Below are 18907 nucleotides of genomic sequence, written 5' to 3'. Positions count from 1 at the left end.
GTATCACCCGCGCCAAATCCCACCCAAAGGACGCTGCCGATGATCCCCCGCTATTCCCGCCCCGACATGGTCGCCATCTGGTCGCCCGAGACCAAGTTCCGGATCTGGTTCGAGATCGAGGCGCATGCCTGCGACGCCATGGCCAAGCTCGGCACGATCCCGAAGGAAAACGCCGAAGCCGTGTGGAAAGCCCGGGACGTGGAATTCGACGTCGCCCGCATCGACGAGATCGAGGCCGTGACCAAACATGACGTCATCGCCTTCCTGACCCACCTTGCCGAACACGTGGGCAGCGAAGAGGCGCGCTTCGTGCATCAGGGCATGACCTCCTCGGATGTGCTCGACACCTGCTTCAACGTGCAGCTCACCCGCGCCGCCGACATCCTGATTGCCGATCTCGAAGGCCTGCTGGCCGCCCTCAAGCGCCGCGCCTACGAGCACAAGGACACCGTCCGCATCGGCCGCAGCCACGGCATCCACGCCGAGCCCACCACCATGGGCCTGACCTTCGCGCGCTTTTACGCCGAGATGGACCGCAACCTCTCGCGCATGCGCGACGCCCGCGCCGAGATCGCCACCGGCGCGATTTCCGGCGCCGTCGGCACCTTCGCCAACATCGACCCCGCAGTCGAGGAACATGTCTGCGAGCAGCTGGGTCTTGTCCCCGAGCCGATCAGCACGCAGGTCATCCCGCGCGACCGCCACGCCGCCTTCTTCGCCACGCTGGGCGTCATCGCCTCCAGCGTCGAGAACATCGCGACCGAGATCCGCCACATGCAGCGGACCGAGGTTCTGGAAGCGGCAGAGTTCTTCTCGATGGGGCAGAAGGGCTCGTCGGCCATGCCGCACAAGAAGAACCCGGTGCTGACCGAGAACCTGACCGGCCTCTCGCGCCTCGTGCGGATGGCCGTCGTTCCGGCGATGGAAAACGTGGCCCTCTGGCACGAGCGCGACATCTCGCACAGCTCGGTCGAGCGCAACATCGGCCCCGACACCACGATCACGCTGGACTTCGCGCTGGCGCGGCTGACCGGCGTCATCGACAAGCTGCTGGTCTACCCCGAGAACATGCTGGAGAACATGAACAAGTTCCCCGGCCTGGTGATGTCGCAGCGCGTGCTGCTGGCGCTGACGCAGGCCGGCGTCAGCCGCGAGGACGCCTATCGCCTCGTGCAGCGCAACGCGCTGAAGGTCTGGGACACGCGCTCGGACTTCCGCGAGGAACTGCTGGCCGACGAAGAGGTGCGCGCCGCCCTCTCCGAGGAGGAGATCAACGAGAAATTCGACCTCGGCTATCACACCAAGCACGTCGACACGATCTTCGCCCGCGTCTTCAACGAGGGCTGAGCAGGCCGCCGCACCCGCTGCCCGTCGATCGGGCAGCGGGCCTCTCTTCGCAGATCCCGGAAGCGGAAGCTTTTGGACGAAACCCGGACCCGTGCTACCCTTCCCCTGCTCAACGGAGGTATCACGATGACAATCAAGACCCTTCTCGCCGCAACCGCCCTGACACTGACGCCGCTACTGGCCCATGCCGAATGCGGGCACGACCGGCAGGCCGCCATGTCCTGCGCGGACGGCACGACCTACAGCGAAGACAGCAAGACCTGCGTTCCCGTCTCGGGCTGAGGCGCGGCCCGGCCTTGCCGATCAAGACCACGGACTGTCCGGTGACGGGCGGCCCGATTGCGGTTTCGCGCGGTGGTGCCGCTCCTGCCGCTCAGGTCGTCGATCCCTGGACGTCGCCGGACACCGCTTCCGTCCCGCCATTCGTCGTATCCGGGGACCGGGGCCCGGACTGGGTGCCTTTCCGGCACGCCGCCCCCGCCCGGTCATCCCCCGCCCGATCATCCCTCGTCTGGTCCACCCAGTCGGACAGCGACAGGATTGTCGCCTCCAGCCGCTCCAGCTCCGCTTCCGTCTGGCGCGGAGCCGCCTTGCCAAACCCCGCCCGGGCACTGCGCAGCAAACGCAGCATGCGCGACAGCTGCGGTGCCAGCCTGTCCTGCATGGCTTCACCGAACCCCCGCACCGCCAGCGCCTCGCCCGAGCCGCTGGCGATATCGCAGATCGACAGGTATTCCCCCACCAGCGACCACAGCGTCCTGCTGTCCAGCCCGTCCTTCGACAGGGCCGGGACCGCCGCGTCCAGCGCCTTGATATCCTGGCTGGTGACGACGCAGATCATCGTGTCCCGCAGTGTTTCATCCCGGCGCAATTCAGCCGCGAACTCTGCACCCTTGCCGTCGGGCAGCCGGTGGTCCAACACGATCAGGTCCGCCCGGTTGCACGCAAGATAGTCACGCGCCGCTGTCAACGAGGCCCTTTCGTCGATCCGCAGATGCGGTCGGTCGCGCCCGAGGCAGCGCCGCAGCAGCATCCTGTCGAAGTGATCGTCGTCGACCACGAGGCAACTGTCGACCTGTCGGGGGGCTGGGGCTTTGAGGGGCACGACGGACATGGGGCACTCGCTAGGCTTCGGGTCCGCCATGATTGGCCCGCCATGCTCTAACGCCGGGTTAAGCCCGGCCCCGCCCGATGCGGACATTTCGACGAAAATCTGCCTGATCCGAGCCGGAGGGGATCGGAGAATTCCTTCGATTTGTTCGTTTAACCTTCCGGAAACCCGGAGACCGCTAGGCCTGTACCAAAGACCCCTCGAAGGATTCGTTTCCGGATGACCGCCCTCGCCCTTCCCGGCCCCGGCACCCGCCCGCCGCTTTCCCGCAAGGCCAAGGCGGCGATCGTGGTGCAGTTCCTCCTGAACGAGGACTCGGACGTCCCGCTGTCCAACCTGCCCGACGCCTATCAGGCCGAACTGACGCATTTGATGGGCAACATGCGCTATATCGACCGCGAGACGCTGAACGCCGTGCTGTCCGAATTCTCGTCCGAACTGGAATCCGTCGGCCTGTCCTTCCCCGGCGACATGGCCCGGGCGCTCAGCGCGCTCGACGGCCACATCAGCCCGCGCACCGCCTCGCGGCTGCGGAAGGAGGCCGGGGTGCGCCAGACCGGCGACCCATGGGTCCGGATCAACCGGCTTGACGCCGGGCGGCTGGAAAAACTGGTGCTGTCCGAAAGCACCGAGGTCGCCGCCGTTATGATGTCCAAGATCGACGTGGGCAAGGCCGCGGCCGTGCTGGCCGGGCTGCCGGGCGACAGGGCGCGGCGGATTTCCTACGCGGTCTCGATGACCACCGGCGTCACCCCCGATGCCGTCGACCGCATCGGTCTCAGCCTCGCGGCGCAACTGGATGCCGAACCGGAAAAGGCCTTCGCCGCGCGGCCCGACGAACGGCTGGGGGCGATCCTCAACTACTCCAAGGCCACGGTGCGCGAGGAACTGCTTCAGAACCTCGAACAGGAGGATGCCGCATTCGCAGAGGCCGTGCGCCGGTCGATCTTCACCTTCGCCAATATCCCCGACCGGCTCAATGCCATCGACGTGCCCAAGATCACCCGGGACGTGCAACCCGATACGCTGGCCACCGCCATCGCCGCCGCCACGGCGGAGGAGGACCGGCGCGCCGCCGATTTCCTGCTGTCGAACATGTCCAGGCGCATGGCAGAGTCGATCCGCGAAGAGGCCGGGGTCAAGGGCACGGTCAAACCCAAGATCGGCGAAAAGGCCATGGGCGCCGTGGTCGCCGCCATTCGCGACCTGGTGGGCGTCGGCGAGATCGAGCTGATCGACCCGGACGGCGAGGACTAAACGCCTGTGCCGCAACCGGGCAGCGGAGGCGCCCCCCGGAACCGGCCGGACCGCCCGGCCTCTTGCCGCCCCTCCCGCAGGCGCCTAGAACGCCGTCATGACAGCGAAACCACAGGCCCCGGCCAAGAAGGCACGATCCACCGCCGCCCCGCGCGGCGGCTGGCAGGACCGGTTGTCCAATGCCGCGCTCTCGACAGCCATTGCCCTGTTGCGCCTCTTGCCGGTGCGGTCGCGGCTGGCGCTGACCAGCTGGCTGGTGCGCCGCCTGCTGGCGCCCGCGCTTGGCTACCATGCCCGGGTGGAGGCCAATCTCGACCACGTCTGGCCCGGCACCCCGCCGGCGCGCAAGACCGCCATCGCCGAGGCCGCCATCGACAACCTCGCCCGTGCGCTGGTGGAAAACTACGACCCCGCCGAGATGCTGAAGCGCGGCGCCGCCTACCCGGTCACCGGCCCCGGCCTCGCCCCCTTCGAGGCCGCGCGCGCCGAAGGCCGCCCGGTGATCCTGCTGACCGGCCACTACGGCAGCCCGATCTGCGCGCGCTCGGCCCTGGTGGCGCGGGGGCACAGGGTCGCGGGCCTGCTGCGGCCCATGGCCAACCCCTACGCCAATGCCCGCTACATCCAGAATTACCGGGACGTCTGCGAGCCGGTCTTCGAACAGGGGCCTGCGGGCCTCAAGGCCCTGCTGAAACACGTGCGGGGCGGCGGCATTCTCGCCATGGCCTTCGACGTCTTCGAAAGCGCGGGCCCCCCGCTCGATTTCCTCGGACAGCCCGCGCCGACTTCGCTGGCGCCCGCCGAGATCGCCGTCAAGACCGGCGCGCTGCTGCTGCCCTACTTCGGCATCCGCCGCGCCGACCGCTACGGCTTCGACACGGTGATCGAAGAGCCGATCCCGCACGGCGACCCACGGGGCATGATGCAAGAGGCGACGCGGCGGCTGGAGGCGCGGATCGAGGCCGACCCCGGGCAATGGCTCTGGACGCACCGCCGCTGGAAGCCCCGCCGCCAGGAAAAACGCCGCCGCAAGGCCGAGGCGCAGGCCAGGCGCTGAGGCCGGCCGCGGGGTGTGACTAAAGCGCCCCGGGGCGCCTGTCCCCCTACCTTCCGGGTGTCGCGATACGGTTCAGGCCGCGCCGGAAGGGCCTTCTCTGCCCGCTGTCCATGTGCAGGGAGCGCCCCAAAGGCCCTTCCCGCCCCCGTCGCCTTCGTGAACCATGGCAGCGGCCCGCCGGAAGGGCCTTCCGCCAAGGCAGCCCCGCCGAGAACAGCGGCGACAAGGCCCTTCCCGCCCGGTTGCGACGCGGCGGATCGTCTTCAGCTCCGGCGCCGGCAGACCCCGGCGGGACGGTTCGGCAATCCGGGGCCGGTCACTCCAGCCGCGCCGCCGCGACGATGGGGCCGAAGCGATCTTCCTGCACCAGCACCACCACCGGCAGGGCCGCGTCGACGGTCATCATCGCTTCGAAGGGGGCGTCTTCCGGCAGGGTTCCGACTTCGGTCCAGTCGCGCACGATATGGGTGTAGCGGATGCTGCGCCCGGCGTTTTCGCCGCGTTCGATCATGACGTCGCGCGCCGGTTCGTACTGCACCGCGTAGACCACGCAGGGGCGCGTGGCTTCCAGCGCGCGGGCATGGATATGCAGGCGGTCGCCCTCGCGCTTCAGGGTCAGCGCCACCTTGGGCGGCGTATCCGCGTGTTTCTCGATCAGCGCCGCCACCTTCAGCGGCCGCGAGCCCACCACGTCCTCGCGCCCGTTCACCACCATCTGCGGCGTGTAGATCCGCCGCTCTCCGGCGGCGCGGGCATAGCCCTTCTGGCGCATGGTGAACCTGGGCTGGGCAAAGCCGTCGGCCCAGCCGATGTAATCCCAGTAGTCCACGTGCAGCGCCAGCGGAATGATGTCCTCGCGCCCCGCCATCTCGGCCAGCAGCGCATCCGCCGCCGGACAGCTGGAACAGCCCTGCGAGGTGAAAAGCTCCACCACCACCGGCGCGCGGTCGGCGCCGTCCTGTGCCGCCACGGCCCCGGCCACAGCAAGCCAGGGGATCACCAGCCAAGCGGTCTTTGAAAACATGGGAGTCCTGTCGTCGAGTGTTGCCATCCCGAGGTAAAAGAGCACCCTTGTCTTTGCCAATCAATCATTCGAGAGAGAGTGTGACAGCCAGGGCCTGTCGCAAATGCCGCGCCCCCGGGCCTTGACGCCGCGCAATCAGGCGACTAGGTGATCGCATACCACGGTATACCGTGGTTCGCTGAATGCCCTTGAATGCGCCTGCAGCATGGCGCACCATCCCGGCGCACAGACACCTTGAATTCCGTTACCCCATCGGAGGTATCCAGATGCCCATCACCGTAGGCCACGACAGCGCCAAGGTCCGCAAGACCCTGACCGCCGGCGGCAAGACCCTTGCCTATTATTCCATTCCCGCCGCAGAGGCCGCCGGTCTCGGCGACTTCTCGCGGCTCCCCGCCGCCCTGAAGGTGGTGCTGGAAAACATGCTCCGCTTCGAGGACGGCAAGACCGTCACGCTGGACGACATCAAGGCCTTCTCCGACTGGGCCAAGAACGGCGGCAAGGGCGACCGTGAACTGGCCTACCGCCCGGCCCGCGTGCTGATGCAGGACTTCACCGGCGTGCCCGCCGTGGTCGACCTTGCGGCCATGCGCGACGGCATCAAGGCCCTGGGCGGCGACGCGCAGAAGATCAACCCGCTGAACCCGGTCGACCTCGTGATCGACCACTCGGTGATGATCGACGAATTCGGCAACCCGCGCGCCTTCCAGATGAACGTGGACCGCGAGTACGAGCGCAACATGGAGCGCTACACCTTCCTCAAGTGGGGTCAGACCGCGTTCGACAACTTCCGCGTGGTGCCGCCGGGCACCGGCATCTGCCACCAGGTGAACCTGGAATACCTCGCCCAGACGGTCTGGACCGACGTGGACCAGAACGGCGAGACCGTGGCCTACCCCGACACCCTCGTCGGCACCGACAGCCACACCACCATGGTCAACGGCGCAGCGGTGCTGGGCTGGGGCGTGGGCGGGATCGAGGCCGAGGCCGCGATGCTGGGCCAGCCGATCTCGATGCTGATCCCCGAGGTCGTGGGCTTCGAGCTGACCGGCGCCATGATGGAAGGCACCACCGGCACCGACCTCGTGCTGAAGGTCGTCGAGATGCTGCGCGCCAAGGGCGTGGTGTCGAAGTTCGTGGAATTCTACGGTGAGGGCCTCGACAACCTGCCGCTGGCCGACCGCGCGACCATTGCCAACATGGCCCCGGAATACGGCGCCACCTGCGGCTTCTTCCCGATCGACGACGAGACCCTGCGCTACCTGCGCAACACCGGCCGCGACGAAGACCGCATCGCGCTGGTCGAGGCCTACGCAAAGGAAAACGGTTTCTGGCGCGGCGCGGATTATGCCCCGGTCTACACCGACACCCTGTCGCTGGACATGGGCACCATCGTCCCCGCCATCTCGGGCCCCAAGCGCCCGCAGGACTACATCGCGCTCGACAAGGCCGCCAAGACCTTCGCCGACTACGTCAAGGGCGTGCGCGCCGGCAAGGACGCCTCGGCCAAGGACGAAGTCCGCTGGGAAGGTGAGGGCGGCGCCCCCGAGCCGCGCGAGATCCCCGGCGACGAGGGCCATCACGCCCGCGGCTACGTGGAAACCGAGGACGGCCATTACCAGCTGCACGACGGTTCCATCGTGATCGCCTCGATCACCTCCTGCACCAACACCTCGAACCCCTACGTGATGATCGGCGCGGGCCTCGTGGCGCGCAAGGCGGCGGCCCTTGGCCTGAACCGCAAGCCCTGGGTCAAGACGTCGCTGGCGCCGGGGTCGCAGGTGGTTTCTGCCTACCTGGAAGCCGCGGACCTGCAAAAGGACCTCGATGCGGTGGGCTTCAACCTCGTGGGTTACGGCTGCACCACATGCATCGGCAACTCCGGTCCGCTCGAGGCACCGATCTCGAAGGCGATCAACACCTACGACCTGATCGGCACCTCGGTCCTGTCGGGCAACCGCAACTTCGAGGGCCGGATCAGCCCGGACGTGCGCGCCAACTACCTCGCCTCGCCGCCGCTGGTGGTGGCCTATGCGCTGGTGGGCGACATGAACGTCGACATCACCCGCGAGCCGCTGGGTCAGGACAAGGACGGCAATGACGTCTACCTGAAGGACATCTGGCCGACGCAGAAGGAAATCGCGGATCTGGTCGAGAAGACCGTCACCCGCGAGGCCTTCCAGTCGAAGTATGCCGACGTCTTCAAGGGGGACGAGAAGTGGCAGGGTGTCGAGGTTCCGCAGCAGGAAACCTACGACTGGCCCGCGACCTCGACCTATATCCAGAACCCGCCCTACTTCCAGGGCATGGGCAAGGAGAAGGGCTCGATCTCGAACATCGAGGGCGCGCGCGTTCTGGCGATCCTCGGCGACATGATCACCACCGACCACATCTCTCCGGCAGGCTCCTTCAAGGAAACCACCCCCGCCGGTCAGTATCTGGTGGAACGTCAGGTTCCGGTGCGCGAGTTCAACTCTTACGGCTCGCGTCGTGGCAACCACGAGGTCATGATGCGCGGCACCTTCGCCAACATCCGCATCAAGAACGAGATGCTGGACGGCGTCGAGGGCGGCTATACCAAGGGTCCCGACGGCGCGCAGACCTCGATCTACGACGCGGCCATGGCCTATCAGGATCAGGACACGCCTCTGGTGATCTTCGGCGGCGAACAGTACGGCGCGGGCTCCTCGCGTGACTGGGCCGCCAAGGGCACCGCGCTGCTGGGCGTCAAGGCGGTCATCGCCGAGAGCTTCGAGCGGATCCACCGGTCGAACCTCGTCGGCATGGGCGTCATTCCCTTCGAGTTCACCGGCGGCGACACCCGCAAATCGCTGGGCCTGACCGGGGAAGAAACCGTCTCGATCTCGGGTCTGGACACGATCAAGCCGCTGGAAACCGTGCCCTGCACGATCACCATGGCGGATGGCTCCACCAAGGAGATCCAGATCAAGTGCCGGATCGATACGGCCATCGAGGTGGAATACATCGAGCACGGCGGCGTTCTGCACTACGTGCTGCGCAACCTCGCGCAGGACGCGCCGGTCGCCGCCGAGTAAGGCGACCGCTTCCGACACAATCCGACCGCCGGGCGCCCCAGGCGCCCGGCGGTTTTTCTTTGTCCGGCGCCGCGTTGACCCGGGCTTCAGGTGGCGCGCAGGCCGGGCTGAGACCCGGCAGGACCGGCACGGCGTGGCCCGCGCAAAATTGCCCCCAGTGGGGTGCACCGGCTTTCCCGACTCACCGCGCACCGACCCTTGCCTTCCGCCCGGAACAGTCACATTCCATCCGCTATCGAGAAACAATTCCGGGAACGATGCGCGGGCCACGAGATCTGCGGGGACATGCCCGCAAACCCCTTGCCAGCCTGCATTCTCCTGTGAAAAATCCGAAGTAACGGAAATTTGAGCCGGAGATTTGCACCATGTCCATTTACACGCCATCCGCCCCTCTGACCCGCCGCGCCGCGCTTGCGGGTCTGTCCGCCGCGGCGCTTGTCGCCGCCAGCCCCCGGGCCACGGCAGACACGGCCTGCGCGGCCCGTGTCTCTTACATCGAGGGCGTCGTCTCGCCGGGCAACATGACGCCGGTCATGGCCTGGTCCGATGCGCTGGTGCAGGCGGTGCGCGACACTGCAACCCCGCCGCCGCCCGCCACCCGCGCCTTTGCCATCGGCCACCTTGCCGGTTTTGCCGCGGTCAACGGGCTGTCGCCGCGCTACGCCAGCCCCGTCAACCTGCCGGACCCGCCCGCGCCCGTGGACCCGCAGGTCGCCTATGGTGCCGCCGTCTCGACCGTGCTGAAGGCGCTGTTCCAACAGGACAATTGCGCGCTGGAAGCTTTTCTCGCGGGGCTGCCGGACGGCGAGGCCAAGACCAACGGCGTGGCATGGGGCACCGCCGTGGCCTGGGCCGTGCTGGCCGACCGCGCCGGCGACGGCACCGATGCCTCGCGCGGGCTGCTTTACGGCAAGCTCGACGGCCCGATGGCATGGCAACCCACCGGCCCCTTCTTCGCCGCCGAGAACGGCCCGACCTTCAAGCAATACGGCCCGCCGCTGCTGCCCGGCTGGGGCAGGATCCAGCCCTTTGTCGTCGGCAACGCCCGCGACTTCCGCCCCCGCCCCTTCCCGCGACAGGACAGCCGCGAGTTCCTGCGCCAACTGGAGAAAGTCTTCATGTGGGGCGGCGCCACCAGCACCTACCGCACAGAGGATCAGGCCGAGATCGCCTTCTTCTGGGAGGACGGCCCGCGCGGCGCCACGCCCCCGGGACATTGGCAGATCATCGCCATGGACCTGCTGCAGCGGCAGGGGCTGGACCTTGTGGATCAGGCGCGCTTCATGGCGCTGATCAGCCTGTCGCAGGCCGATGCGGCCATCGTGACATGGGACTGCAAGTTCGACCTGGACGTGCTGCGCCCGGAAACCGCGATCCGCACCACGGTCCTGCCGCAGGACAGGTTCGCCCGCTTCCACGACCCGGACTGGCGGACCCTGATCCCCACGCCGCCCTTCCCGGCCTATACCTCGGGGCATTCGACCTTCTCCGGCGCCTCGGCCCGGATGCTGGCGCATCTGCTGGACAGGGACATGGTTTCCTTCACCGGCTACGCACCCGACCTCGTGAACTGGCCGATGCAACTGAAGGGCGTGCGGCGCTCTTTCACCAGCCTCAGCCAGGCCGCCGAAGAGGCGGGCGCCAGCCGCGAATACGGCGGCATCCACTGGGAGGCGGACAACACCGAGGGCCTGCGCATCGGCCGCCTGATCGCCGACACGGTCTTCGACACCGCCCTGCCGCATCTGGGGTAGGTCAGGCTCGGGCACCCCGACAGGCGCGCCCTCCAAGCGCCGCCATGGCATCACACGATTGCCTTCCTTCCCGGATACGACAATGCTCGGAAAACAGTGATTTTAACCAGAAAGGCAGCTGATATGGCTTTGGATACACAACAACAAATGCTGGTCGAACAACGACTGAACAACGAGAAGAAATCCCCCCTGATCGCCTATCTGCTGTGGTTCTTCCTGTCGGGCTTCGCGGCACACCGCTTTTACATGGGCAAGACCGGCAGCGCCGTGGTCATGCTGCTTCTGTGCTGGATCGGCATCTTCACCGCCGTCTTCATGGTGGGCCTGCTCCTGCTGGCGATCTTCGCCATCTGGTGGATCGTCGATGCCTTCCTGATCCCCGGCTGGGTCGAGGCGGACATGCGCGAGAAACGCAGCAAGATCGCCAACGAGATCGGCGCAAACGCGATGCTCTCCTGACCAGAGCATGGATCACCCGCGCCGGGTGGTCCACCCGCATCGCCCCGGCGGGCGGTCTTCGGCCCGGCCCGCAGCCCCCCGGCTGCGCGCCTGCAGGCCGGTCCCTTCCCGCGCAACCCTGCCGCGCGGCCCCTGACACGCAGGCCGGGTTTTCCGGACCTGCGCGGGCTTCAGGTTTTGCCTAAGATTCTTTCAAGCCGACCGGGTTTTCCGAAACGGTCCGGCGATTTCGCGCCGAATTCGGCGGCAACCGGCATACACCTGCGCAGGATTTCATCATGGCCCGCCTGTCCTTCGACAAATCCCCTTGCCGCCCTTCCATTTCGAAATCCAAATCCACAGCTACAAAGAATAAGAAAACACGAGGCGTATTCATGAAACTCATCACAGTCGTTCAGGCCGGCGCCCTCTTGCTGCTGGCCATGTTCGGGGCCTACGCAAGCGCCCACCAGCCGGAACAACCCAGCTGCGCCACAACCATGGAGGTGTCAGAGCGCTGCGACCTCTGACCCTGCTTGCGGGTCCGTCCCAGGCGGTCCCGCAGTCGCCGGGGCGTGGCCCTGCGCCCTGCCCCGCCGTCTGACCGCCCGCGGCTATTTCTCTGCCGCCAGAGCCTTTTCAAGCGCCGGGACAAAGCGTTGTTCATAGTCGGTGCCGATCAGCGGCCCGACGAACTTGAACACCACCGTGCCCGAGCCATCGAGGATGAAGGTCTCTGGCGGCGCCGTCACCCCCCAGTCGATCGCCGTCCGACCCGCCGGATCGAAGGCCACCGCAAGGAAGGGGTTTCCATCGTTTTCCAGGTAGGTCTTCGCGGTCTTCTCCTGATCCTTGAAGTTCACGCCCACCAGCCGCACGCCGCTTTCCGCCAGCCGCTTCAGCTCGGGGTGTTCGGCGCGGCAGGGCGGGCACCACGAGGCCCAGAAGTTCACCAGCGTGACCTCCCCCGCCGCCAGATCGGCGGGCGTGATCGCGGGATAGCCCGGCAGCGCCACATCGGTCATCGCCGGGGCCGGACGGCCCTCGAAGACGCTTTCCAGCTCGTTCGCGCCTTCGCGCCCCAGCCCCATCCAGGCCATGAAGCCGAAGGCGCCGAAGACCAGCGGCGGCACTATCATCAAGACCGGAATCCTAGCCACGCTTCGCCCTTTCCTCGACCTTCTCCAGATCCGCCCGCACGCGCCGCGCACGCCGCAGCGTCAGCGCCACCAGCGCAAGGATCAGCCCCAGCGAGACGGCATAGCTGGACAGCACCGCAACCGCGTATTTCCCCAGTTCCGGCATCATGCCACCCGCTCCCGCGCCAGCAGCGCCCGCGTCCGGCGGGCGCGGATCTCGGTCTGTGTCCGCAGCAGGACCAGCGCCACGAACAGCAGCACGAAGCCCGCGATGCAGACGAACAGCGGCACCGCAAAGACGTTCGACACGCGCTCTTCGGTGTCCCCCGCGATGGCGCCCGCCCGCATCACGCTGGCGCCCTGGTGCAGCCCCTGGTTCCAGAAATTCACCGCGTAACGGCTGAGCACCGCGAAGACAGAGCCGACAAGACAGAGGATCGCGGTCAGGTCCGCCGCCGTGTCGTCGCTCTCAATGGCTTCCCACAGGGCGATATAGCCGAGGTAGAACAGGAAGAGGATCAGGAAGGAGGTCAGCCGCGGGTCCCAGGCCCACCAGGTGCCCCACATGGGCTGCCCCCAGATCGCCCCGGTCGCCAGGGCGATGACGGTCATGACGGCACCGATCGGGGCGGCGGCCCGCGCCGCCAGCGCGCTGACGTGATGGCGCCGCACGATCCAGATCAGCGAGGCCACCAGCATCATCAGCCAGGCGTTGATCGCCATCAGCGCGGCGGGCACATGCAGGTAAATGATCTTGACGGTGGACCCCTGCCGGAAATCGTCCGGCGTGAAGAAGAAGCCCCAGACAAGCCCCGTGACAAGGCACAGCAGCGCCGCGCCGGACACCCAGGGCAGGATGTGGTCCGCGGTGCGGATGAACTTCACAGGATTGGCGTAGTCCCAGATCGACATGACTTTTCCTACTGCGGTCGCGCCTCCCCATACACCTCAATTCTCGGTGAGAGGCAACATCCCCGGCCCGCCCCCAAGGTCGCAGAGGCCGCGCCCGTCCCGGCCGCTAGCGCAGGTTGATCCGCAGCACGGCGGCGCTGGCAAAGGGCAGCACCGCGATGACCCCGCAGCTGATCCCCGCCAGCATCGCCAGCGGGGCAGAGACCGCCAACCCCTCGGCCCCGCGCCGTGCCACCTCTGCGCCGAAGATCAGCGTCGGCACGTAAAGCGGCAGCACCAGAAGCGACATCAAGAGACCGCCGCGCTTCAGCCCGACGGTCAGCGCCGCGCCGAAGGTGCCGATCACCGACAGCGCTGGGGTTCCCAGCGCCAGCGACAGGAAGACCCAGAGGTATCCCTCGACCGGCAGGCTCAGCAGCACCCCCAGCACCGGCGCCGCCAGCACCAGCGGCAGGCCGGTGGTGATCCAGTGCGCCAGCGCCTTGACGGTGACGATGCCCTCCATCGGCAAGGGCGCCGTCGCCAGAAGGTCGAGCGAGCCATCCTCCCAGTCCAGCGCAAGGATGCGGTCCAGCGACAGCAGGCAGGCCAGCAGCGCCCCGATCCACAGGACCCCGGGCGCGATCCGCGCCAGAAGCGTGGTCTCGGGCCCGACCCCGAAGGGCACCAGGACCGTGACGATCAGGAAGAAGGCCAGCCCAAGGCCGAACCCGCCGCCCGCCCGCACCGCCAGTGCCAGATCCCGCGACAGCAACGCGATCACAGGAAGGCCTCGTCTTCCGCGGCAACCCCGGGCCGGGCGCGGAAGGGCGCCACGTCCAGCACCGCGGCCTCGGCCAGCCCAAGGTCGATATGCGTGGCCATCAGCGCCGATCCGCCCGCCGCCAGATGCCGCCGCACCGCCTCGGCAAACAGCGCGACCGAGCCCGCGTCCAGCGATACGGTCGGCTCGTCCAGAACCCAGACGGGCCGCCCCGTGACCGCCATCCGCGCCAGCCCCAGCCGCCGCTTCTGCCCGGCCGACAGGGTGCCCGCCAACCGGTCGCCCAGGCCGGTCAGGTCGAACCCTTCCAACGCCGCCCCGATGCCCTTGGTCCCGAAAACCCGCGCCCAGAAGCGCAGGTTCTCCGCGACCGTCAGCATGGCCTTCAGCCCGTCGGAATGCGCCGCATAGGCCACCCGCTCCCCGGCGCCCGCGATCCGCCCCGACAGCGGCGGCTGCAAGCCCGCCACGGTGCGCAACAGCGTCGTCTTCCCGGCGCCGTTCGGCCCGCGCAGCACCAGCGCCCGGCCCGGGCGCAGCACAAAGCCCACCCCCTCCAGCACCGGCACGCCGCCGCGCGCCACACCCAGATCCGTCGCGATCAAATCCATGCCCAAGGGTTAGCCCAAGCCCGGCGGCCAGACCAGCCCCTTCGCCACGCAGAGACCCACATCAGGACAGGGACGCAACCCCCTGCTTCTTCTTGGTAAAATTACCCTGCGACAGGGCCTCGCGCCGGCGCGTCAGACCGGAAGCACCGCCAGCGCCACCCGCCGCCCTTCGGACAGCAGCACGTTGTAGGTCCGGCAGGCCGATGGCGAGGTCATCACCTCCACCCCAAGCCCGACCTCGTCCAGCGCGGCGCGCAGCGCGCCCGGCAGATAGGCCATCTCGGCCCCGACCCCGACGAACAGGACATCCACATGGCCCGCCAGCGTCAGCAGGCTGGCCGCATCCGACAGCCCGCCCCAGGACGCCTTGCCGCGCGCCCACAGCAGCATCGGGCCTTCGTGGACCTGCCCAGAGACCCGGAAGAAGCCGGGTCCATAGCCCTCGACCGGGGCCGCATCCTCGTAGGTGATCTCGTTCAGGCGCATGGCGGCACCCTAGCCCCAGACCGGCAGGCCCGACAAGGCCGCCAGCGCGATCAACCCATAGGCCGCGCCGCGATACAGCCCTTCGCGGGCCGGATCGAACAGCCGCCCGCCCAGCCAGTTGCCCAGCATGCCCGGCAGCCCCAGCAGCAGCCCCAGCAGCGCATATTCCGGCACCAGGTGGCCGAAGCCCGCCATCCAGCCGGTCAGCAGAAGGTCGAAGACAAAGAGATACAGCAGGATCGTCGCGCGTATGCGCGCGGGCTCCAGCGGGCGGGCCATGTAGAACAGGATCACCGGCGGCCCGGGCAGCCCCGCCACCCCGCCCAGAAAGCCCGAAAGGCCGCCGATCCCCAGCACCGCGCGCGGCGGCACCGGGCGGCGCCAGCGCAGCCCGGCCAGCAGCACCGCCAGCATGGCCAGCGCAAGGCCGCAGACGATCAGGCGAAAAAGCTCTGGCGGCACCCGGGTCAGCACCCAGATCCCCACCGGCAGAAGCAGGAAGGCCGACAGCGTCAGCCGCAGCAGGTCGGGCCGCTCGACCGAGGCCCAGGCCCGTCTCAGGTTCGGCAGCGGCGCCAGCAGCTCCATGAAGATCAGCGCGAGGATCGCCCCGAAGGGCGACAGGATCTGCGCCGCCACCGGCAGGAAGACCAGCCCCGTGCCAAAGCCGGAAAAGCCGCGCACCAGCCCCGCGGCGAAGGCCGCCGGTCCCAGCAAGGCCAGCCCCTCTGTCGCGAGGAGGCTGGCCCAGAGGTCAGGCATCGATGTTGCCGAACTGGTTGCCCTGCTGGCCCGGAGGCGTCGTCCAGTCGCGCTTGACCCCCAGCTTCAGCAGGATGATCGAGGCGACGAAGATCGACGAATAGGTGCCGACCACGACGCCCCAGATCATTGCGAAGACAAAGCCCCGGATCACGTCGCCGCCCAGCACGAACAGCGAGATCAGCGCGATCAGCGTGGTGAAGGAGGTCATGAAGGTCCGGCTGAGGGTCTCGTTGATCGAGAGGTTCAGCACCTCCTTGAGGTCCTTGGACTTGTACTTGATCAGGTTCTCGCGCACCCGGTCGAAGACCACCACCGTGTCGTTCAGCGAATAGCCCACGATGGTCAGCAGCGCCGCGATGATCGACAGGTCGAAGCGGATGCCGACCTCGGAGAAGATGCCGATGGTCAGCACCACGTCATGCACCAGCGCGATCACCGCCCCCAGCGCGAACTGCCATTCGAAGCGCAGCCAGATGTAGATCAGCACCGTCGCGATGGCCAGCGTCACGGCGATGGCGGCGGTCTGGATCAGCTCTCCCGACACTTTCGGACCCACCGATTCGACCGAGACGAAGCGGATGTCCTCGGCCACGCCCTGCAGCGCCGTGCGGGCCGTCTCGATGACCTCGGCACTGACCGCTTCCTCGCCGTCCTGCGCCTGGATGCGGACCATGGCGACGTTCTGGTCGGGACCGAAATTGGGATCGTAGACCTCGGAGATGACGACATCCCCAAGCTCCAGCGCGGCCAGCGCGTCGCGATAGGCGCCCACGTCCACCGGCTGCGCGCTTTCGGTGCGGATCGTCGTGCCGCCCTGGAAGTCGATGCCGTAGTTCAGGCCACGCACGCCGAAGCTGACCAGCGCCATGACGATCATCACCACCGAGATGCCCAGCCACAGCGTCGGGCGGGCGAAGAAGTTCCAGTTGGTTGTCTCGGGAACCAGTCTCAGTCGCATCTCACACCTCGATCGTCTTGGGGCGGCGGCGTTCGAACCACATCACGATCAGCAGCCGCGTCACGAAGATCGCCGTGAAGACCGAGGTCAGGATGCCCACGCCCAGCGTCACGGCAAAGCCGCGCACCGGACCGGCACCCATGACGTAAAGGATCACGGCGGTGATGAAGGTGGTGATATTGGCGTCGACAATGGCCGAGAGCGCCTTTTCATAGCCCAGTTCGATGGCGCGGGCCGGGCCGCGCGCGGTCTTCAGTTCCTCGCGGATCCGCTCGAAGACCAGCACGTTGGCGTCCACCGCCATGCCAACCGTCAGCACGATGCCCGCGATCCCCGGCAGGGTCAGCGTGGCGCCGAAGCTGGACAGGAAGCCGAAGAGCAGGCCGATGTTCAGGATCAGCGCGATATTGGCAAACAGCCCGAACAGCCCGTAGCTCAGCACCATGAAGACCAGCACCGCCGCGAAGGCCACCATGGTGGCGATCTTGCCCGCGTCGATGCTGTCCTGCCCCAGTTCCGGGCCGATGGTGCGCTCTTCGAGGAAGTCGAGCCCGGCGGGCAGCGCGCCCGCGCGCAGCAAGACCGCAAGGTTCGTCGATTCCTCGACGGTGAAATTGCCGGTGATGATACCCGACCCGCCCGAGATATGGCTCTGGATCACGGGGGCAGAGATCACCTCGTTGTCGAGCACGATGGCGAAGGGACTGCCGATATTGGCCGCCGTGTAGTCGCCGAACTTGCGCCCGCCCGAGGGGTTGAAGCGGAAAGAGACCGCCGGGCGCCCGTTCTGGTCGAAGTCGGGCCGCGCGTCGACCAGTTCCTCGCCGGTGACGACGGGGGCCTGTTCGAGGATATAATAGACGCCCTCTTCATCCAGCGAGGGCACAACTTCGTTGCCAACGCCGGGATTGTCGTTTGCGCTGCCGGTGCGGCTGACGACCGGCTGGAAGGTCAGCTGCGCGGTGGTGCCGATCAGGTCCTTCAGTTCCTGGGCAGAACCCAGCCCGGGCACCTGGATCAGCACGCGGTCGCCGCCCTGCCGCTGGATCGTCGGTTCGCGCGTGCCGACCTCGTCGATGCGGCGGCGGACGATCTCCAGCGTCTGTTGCAGGGTGCGTTCGTCGATGGCCTGGCGCTCTGCCTCGGAGAGGGTGACGACAAGGTCCGACCCGTCGCCGGAAACCTCGATGTCCCGTGTCCCCTGCCCGGTCAGCGAAACCACCGGCGTGGACAGCCCGCGCACCAGTTCGATAGCGCGCTCCATGCCCTCTGGCTCCGAGATGCGCACGCGCAGCTCGTCGGGCGGCCCGTCCTGAAGGCGGATGGTGCCGACCGTGGCGCGCTCGTCCCGCAGGACGTCGCGCACCTCGGGCCAAAGCGACTCCATCCGGGCGGCATAGACGTCCGAGACCCGCACCTCGGCCAGAAGATGCGCGCCCCCCCTCAGGTCGAGCCCGAGGTTGACCAGCCCCGACGGCATCCACGAGGGCCAGGCCGACGCCGCCTCGCGGTTTTCAGAGGTGTCGGCGCCGGCCTCGATGGCCTTCACGGCGTCATTGTGGCCCTCGACGCGGCCATAGAACAGGTTGGGCGCGGCAAAGGCGATCCCGACCACAAGGGTCGACCAGATCAGCACGCGCTTCCAGGTGTCGATTTGCAGCATCGAAGGCCCCTTTTCGGGCAGGTCTCGGGCTAGGCTTGGTCAGGTCCGCGAGAGGGCCTCAGCCCTCGGCGGGCTCGGTCTTGGACAGGACCTGCGCGACGGTCGACTTGACCACGCGAAGGCGCACGCCCTCGGCGACCTCGACCTCGATCTCGTTGTTGTCCTTGACCTTCGACACCTTGCCGATGATGCCGCCCTGGGTCACCACCTGATCGCCCCGGCGCAGCGCCTCGACCATTTTTTGGTGGTCCTTGATCTTCTTCTGCTGGGGACGGATCAGCAGGAACCACATGATGACGAAAATCAGGATAAGCGGGACGAACTGGCCGAGTGCGGCGGGATCCATAGGGGTGCTCCTTTGTGGGTCTTGAACGTCTGTCGCCGCGCGGAAGATCCCCGGAGCGAAGTCGCGCGGAACCTATGCGCGCCGCAGGCCGGATGCAAGGCGCGCGGGGCGTTTTGAGGCAGGGCGCCATTGCCCGGGCGGGCGCCCCCGCCTTGTCCGTCCGGGCGGAACGCTGCGTCACGACCTCTGCGGGCCGCGGCCGGCGCAACCCGCGGATGTG

General features: G+C 67.7%; 20 protein-coding genes. 8 read left to right on the top strand and 12 right to left on the bottom strand.

The features are described 5' to 3' along the window. Positions 1–39: 39 nt before the first annotated feature. Together purB and ACN5KJ_RS01795 are read left to right on the top strand one after the other, a co-directional pair. Positions 40–1347 carry an adenylosuccinate lyase gene (gene purB, locus ACN5KJ_RS01800; protein ID WP_418591816.1) on the top strand — a complete coding sequence of 436 codons (1308 nt, stop codon included), beginning with the start codon at positions 40–42 and terminating at the stop codon, positions 1345–1347. Positions 1348–1473: 126 nt separating this feature from the next. Beyond that, complete coding sequence (locus ACN5KJ_RS01795; RefSeq protein ID WP_347167313.1) at positions 1474–1629, top strand: hypothetical protein; 156 nt, start codon at positions 1474–1476, stop codon at positions 1627–1629. 91 nt (positions 1630–1720) lie between these two features. Here ACN5KJ_RS01795 and ACN5KJ_RS01790 read toward each other — a convergent pair whose 3' ends face one another. Then, positions 1721–2407 (bottom strand): response regulator, encoded by a 687-nt coding sequence (locus ACN5KJ_RS01790; protein ID WP_418591815.1) that lies wholly within the window; start codon positions 2405–2407, stop codon positions 1721–1723. 270 nt (positions 2408–2677) lie between these two features. Between ACN5KJ_RS01790 and ACN5KJ_RS01785 the strand changes: the two genes are divergently transcribed. Beyond that, entirely contained in the window at positions 2678–3715 is a 1038-nt protein-coding gene (locus tag ACN5KJ_RS01785) for a flagellar motor switch protein FliG (protein ID WP_418591814.1), read from the top strand. Between the two features lie 97 nt (positions 3716–3812). Next, complete coding sequence (locus tag ACN5KJ_RS01780) at positions 3813–4772, top strand: lysophospholipid acyltransferase family protein (RefSeq protein WP_418591813.1); 960 nt, start codon at positions 3813–3815, stop codon at positions 4770–4772. A 316-nt stretch (positions 4773–5088) separates the two neighbouring features. Here the strand turns inward: ACN5KJ_RS01780 and ACN5KJ_RS01775 are convergent, their stop codons facing one another. Further along, positions 5089–5796: a DUF1223 domain-containing protein gene (locus ACN5KJ_RS01775; protein WP_418591812.1), complete on the bottom strand. Its 708-nt coding sequence runs from the start codon at positions 5794–5796 to the stop codon at positions 5089–5091. A 266-nt stretch (positions 5797–6062) separates the two neighbouring features. Between ACN5KJ_RS01775 and acnA the strand changes: the two genes are divergently transcribed. The 4 genes from acnA (at position 6063) to ACN5KJ_RS01755 (ending at position 11574) form a co-directional block, all read left to right on the top strand. Then, entirely contained in the window at positions 6063–8852 is a 2790-nt protein-coding gene (acnA, locus tag ACN5KJ_RS01770; RefSeq protein ID WP_418591811.1) for an aconitate hydratase AcnA, read from the top strand. Between the two features lie 365 nt (positions 8853–9217). Beyond that, a complete protein-coding gene (locus ACN5KJ_RS01765) occupies positions 9218–10606 on the top strand; it encodes a vanadium-dependent haloperoxidase (protein WP_418591810.1) in 1389 nt (462 codons plus the stop codon). Positions 10607–10729: 123 nt separating this feature from the next. Continuing rightward, on the top strand, positions 10730–11065 hold the full coding sequence (locus ACN5KJ_RS01760) for a TM2 domain-containing protein (protein ID WP_418591809.1): 336 nt from the start codon (positions 10730–10732) through the stop codon (positions 11063–11065). A 374-nt stretch (positions 11066–11439) separates the two neighbouring features. Beyond that, the gene (locus tag ACN5KJ_RS01755; protein WP_347167304.1) at positions 11440–11574 is read left to right on the top strand and encodes a hypothetical protein; all 135 of its coding nucleotides are present in this window, start codon (positions 11440–11442) and stop codon (positions 11572–11574) included. A gap of 84 nt (positions 11575–11658) precedes the next feature. On the opposite strand, the gene ACN5KJ_RS01750 is transcribed toward ACN5KJ_RS01755, so the two are convergent. From ACN5KJ_RS01750 to yajC, 10 genes are all read right to left on the bottom strand, one after another. Next, the gene (locus tag ACN5KJ_RS01750) at positions 11659–12183 is read right to left on the bottom strand and encodes a DsbE family thiol:disulfide interchange protein (RefSeq protein WP_418592222.1); all 525 of its coding nucleotides are present in this window, start codon (positions 12181–12183) and stop codon (positions 11659–11661) included. 13 nt (positions 12184–12196) lie between these two features. Beyond that, positions 12197–12352 carry a heme exporter protein CcmD gene (ccmD, locus tag ACN5KJ_RS01745; RefSeq protein ID WP_418591808.1) on the bottom strand — a complete coding sequence of 52 codons (156 nt, stop codon included), beginning with the start codon at positions 12350–12352 and terminating at the stop codon, positions 12197–12199. Further along, positions 12349–13095 (bottom strand): heme ABC transporter permease CcmC, encoded by a 747-nt coding sequence (ccmC, locus tag ACN5KJ_RS01740; protein ID WP_206563385.1) that lies wholly within the window; start codon positions 13093–13095, stop codon positions 12349–12351. The genes ccmD and ccmC overlap by 4 nt, the downstream gene beginning before the upstream one ends. Positions 13096–13201: 106 nt before the next feature. Further along, positions 13202–13858, bottom strand: coding sequence for a heme exporter protein CcmB (gene ccmB, locus ACN5KJ_RS01735; protein WP_418591807.1), 657 nt, complete (start codon positions 13856–13858; stop codon positions 13202–13204). Further along, positions 13855–14469 (bottom strand): heme ABC exporter ATP-binding protein CcmA, encoded by a 615-nt coding sequence (ccmA, locus tag ACN5KJ_RS01730; protein ID WP_418591806.1) that lies wholly within the window; start codon positions 14467–14469, stop codon positions 13855–13857. The genes ccmB and ccmA overlap by 4 nt, the downstream gene beginning before the upstream one ends. A gap of 132 nt (positions 14470–14601) precedes the next feature. After that, positions 14602–14955, bottom strand: a complete 354-nt coding sequence (locus tag ACN5KJ_RS01725) for an Mth938-like domain-containing protein (RefSeq protein ID WP_418591805.1) — start codon at positions 14953–14955, stop codon at positions 14602–14604. 9 nt (positions 14956–14964) lie between these two features. Beyond that, the gene (locus ACN5KJ_RS01720) at positions 14965–15717 is read right to left on the bottom strand and encodes a TSUP family transporter (protein ID WP_418591804.1); all 753 of its coding nucleotides are present in this window, start codon (positions 15715–15717) and stop codon (positions 14965–14967) included. Further along, on the bottom strand, positions 15710–16678 hold the full coding sequence (gene secF / locus ACN5KJ_RS01715) for a protein translocase subunit SecF (protein WP_418591803.1): 969 nt from the start codon (positions 16676–16678) through the stop codon (positions 15710–15712). Before secF ends, ACN5KJ_RS01720 begins: the two co-directional genes overlap by 8 nt. A 1-nt stretch (position 16679) precedes the next feature. Continuing rightward, a complete protein-coding gene (secD, locus tag ACN5KJ_RS01710) occupies positions 16680–18341 on the bottom strand; it encodes a protein translocase subunit SecD (protein ID WP_418591802.1) in 1662 nt (553 codons plus the stop codon). Between the two features lie 58 nt (positions 18342–18399). After that, positions 18400–18687, bottom strand: a complete 288-nt coding sequence (yajC, locus tag ACN5KJ_RS01705) for a preprotein translocase subunit YajC (protein ID WP_206563378.1) — start codon at positions 18685–18687, stop codon at positions 18400–18402. Between the last annotated feature and the right edge of the window lie 220 nt (positions 18688–18907).

The organism is Ponticoccus sp. (in: a-proteobacteria) (genome assembly GCF_048381735.1).
Note: the sequence above shows the minus strand (reverse complement) of the source record. Positions and strands in the feature narration are given on the sequence as shown.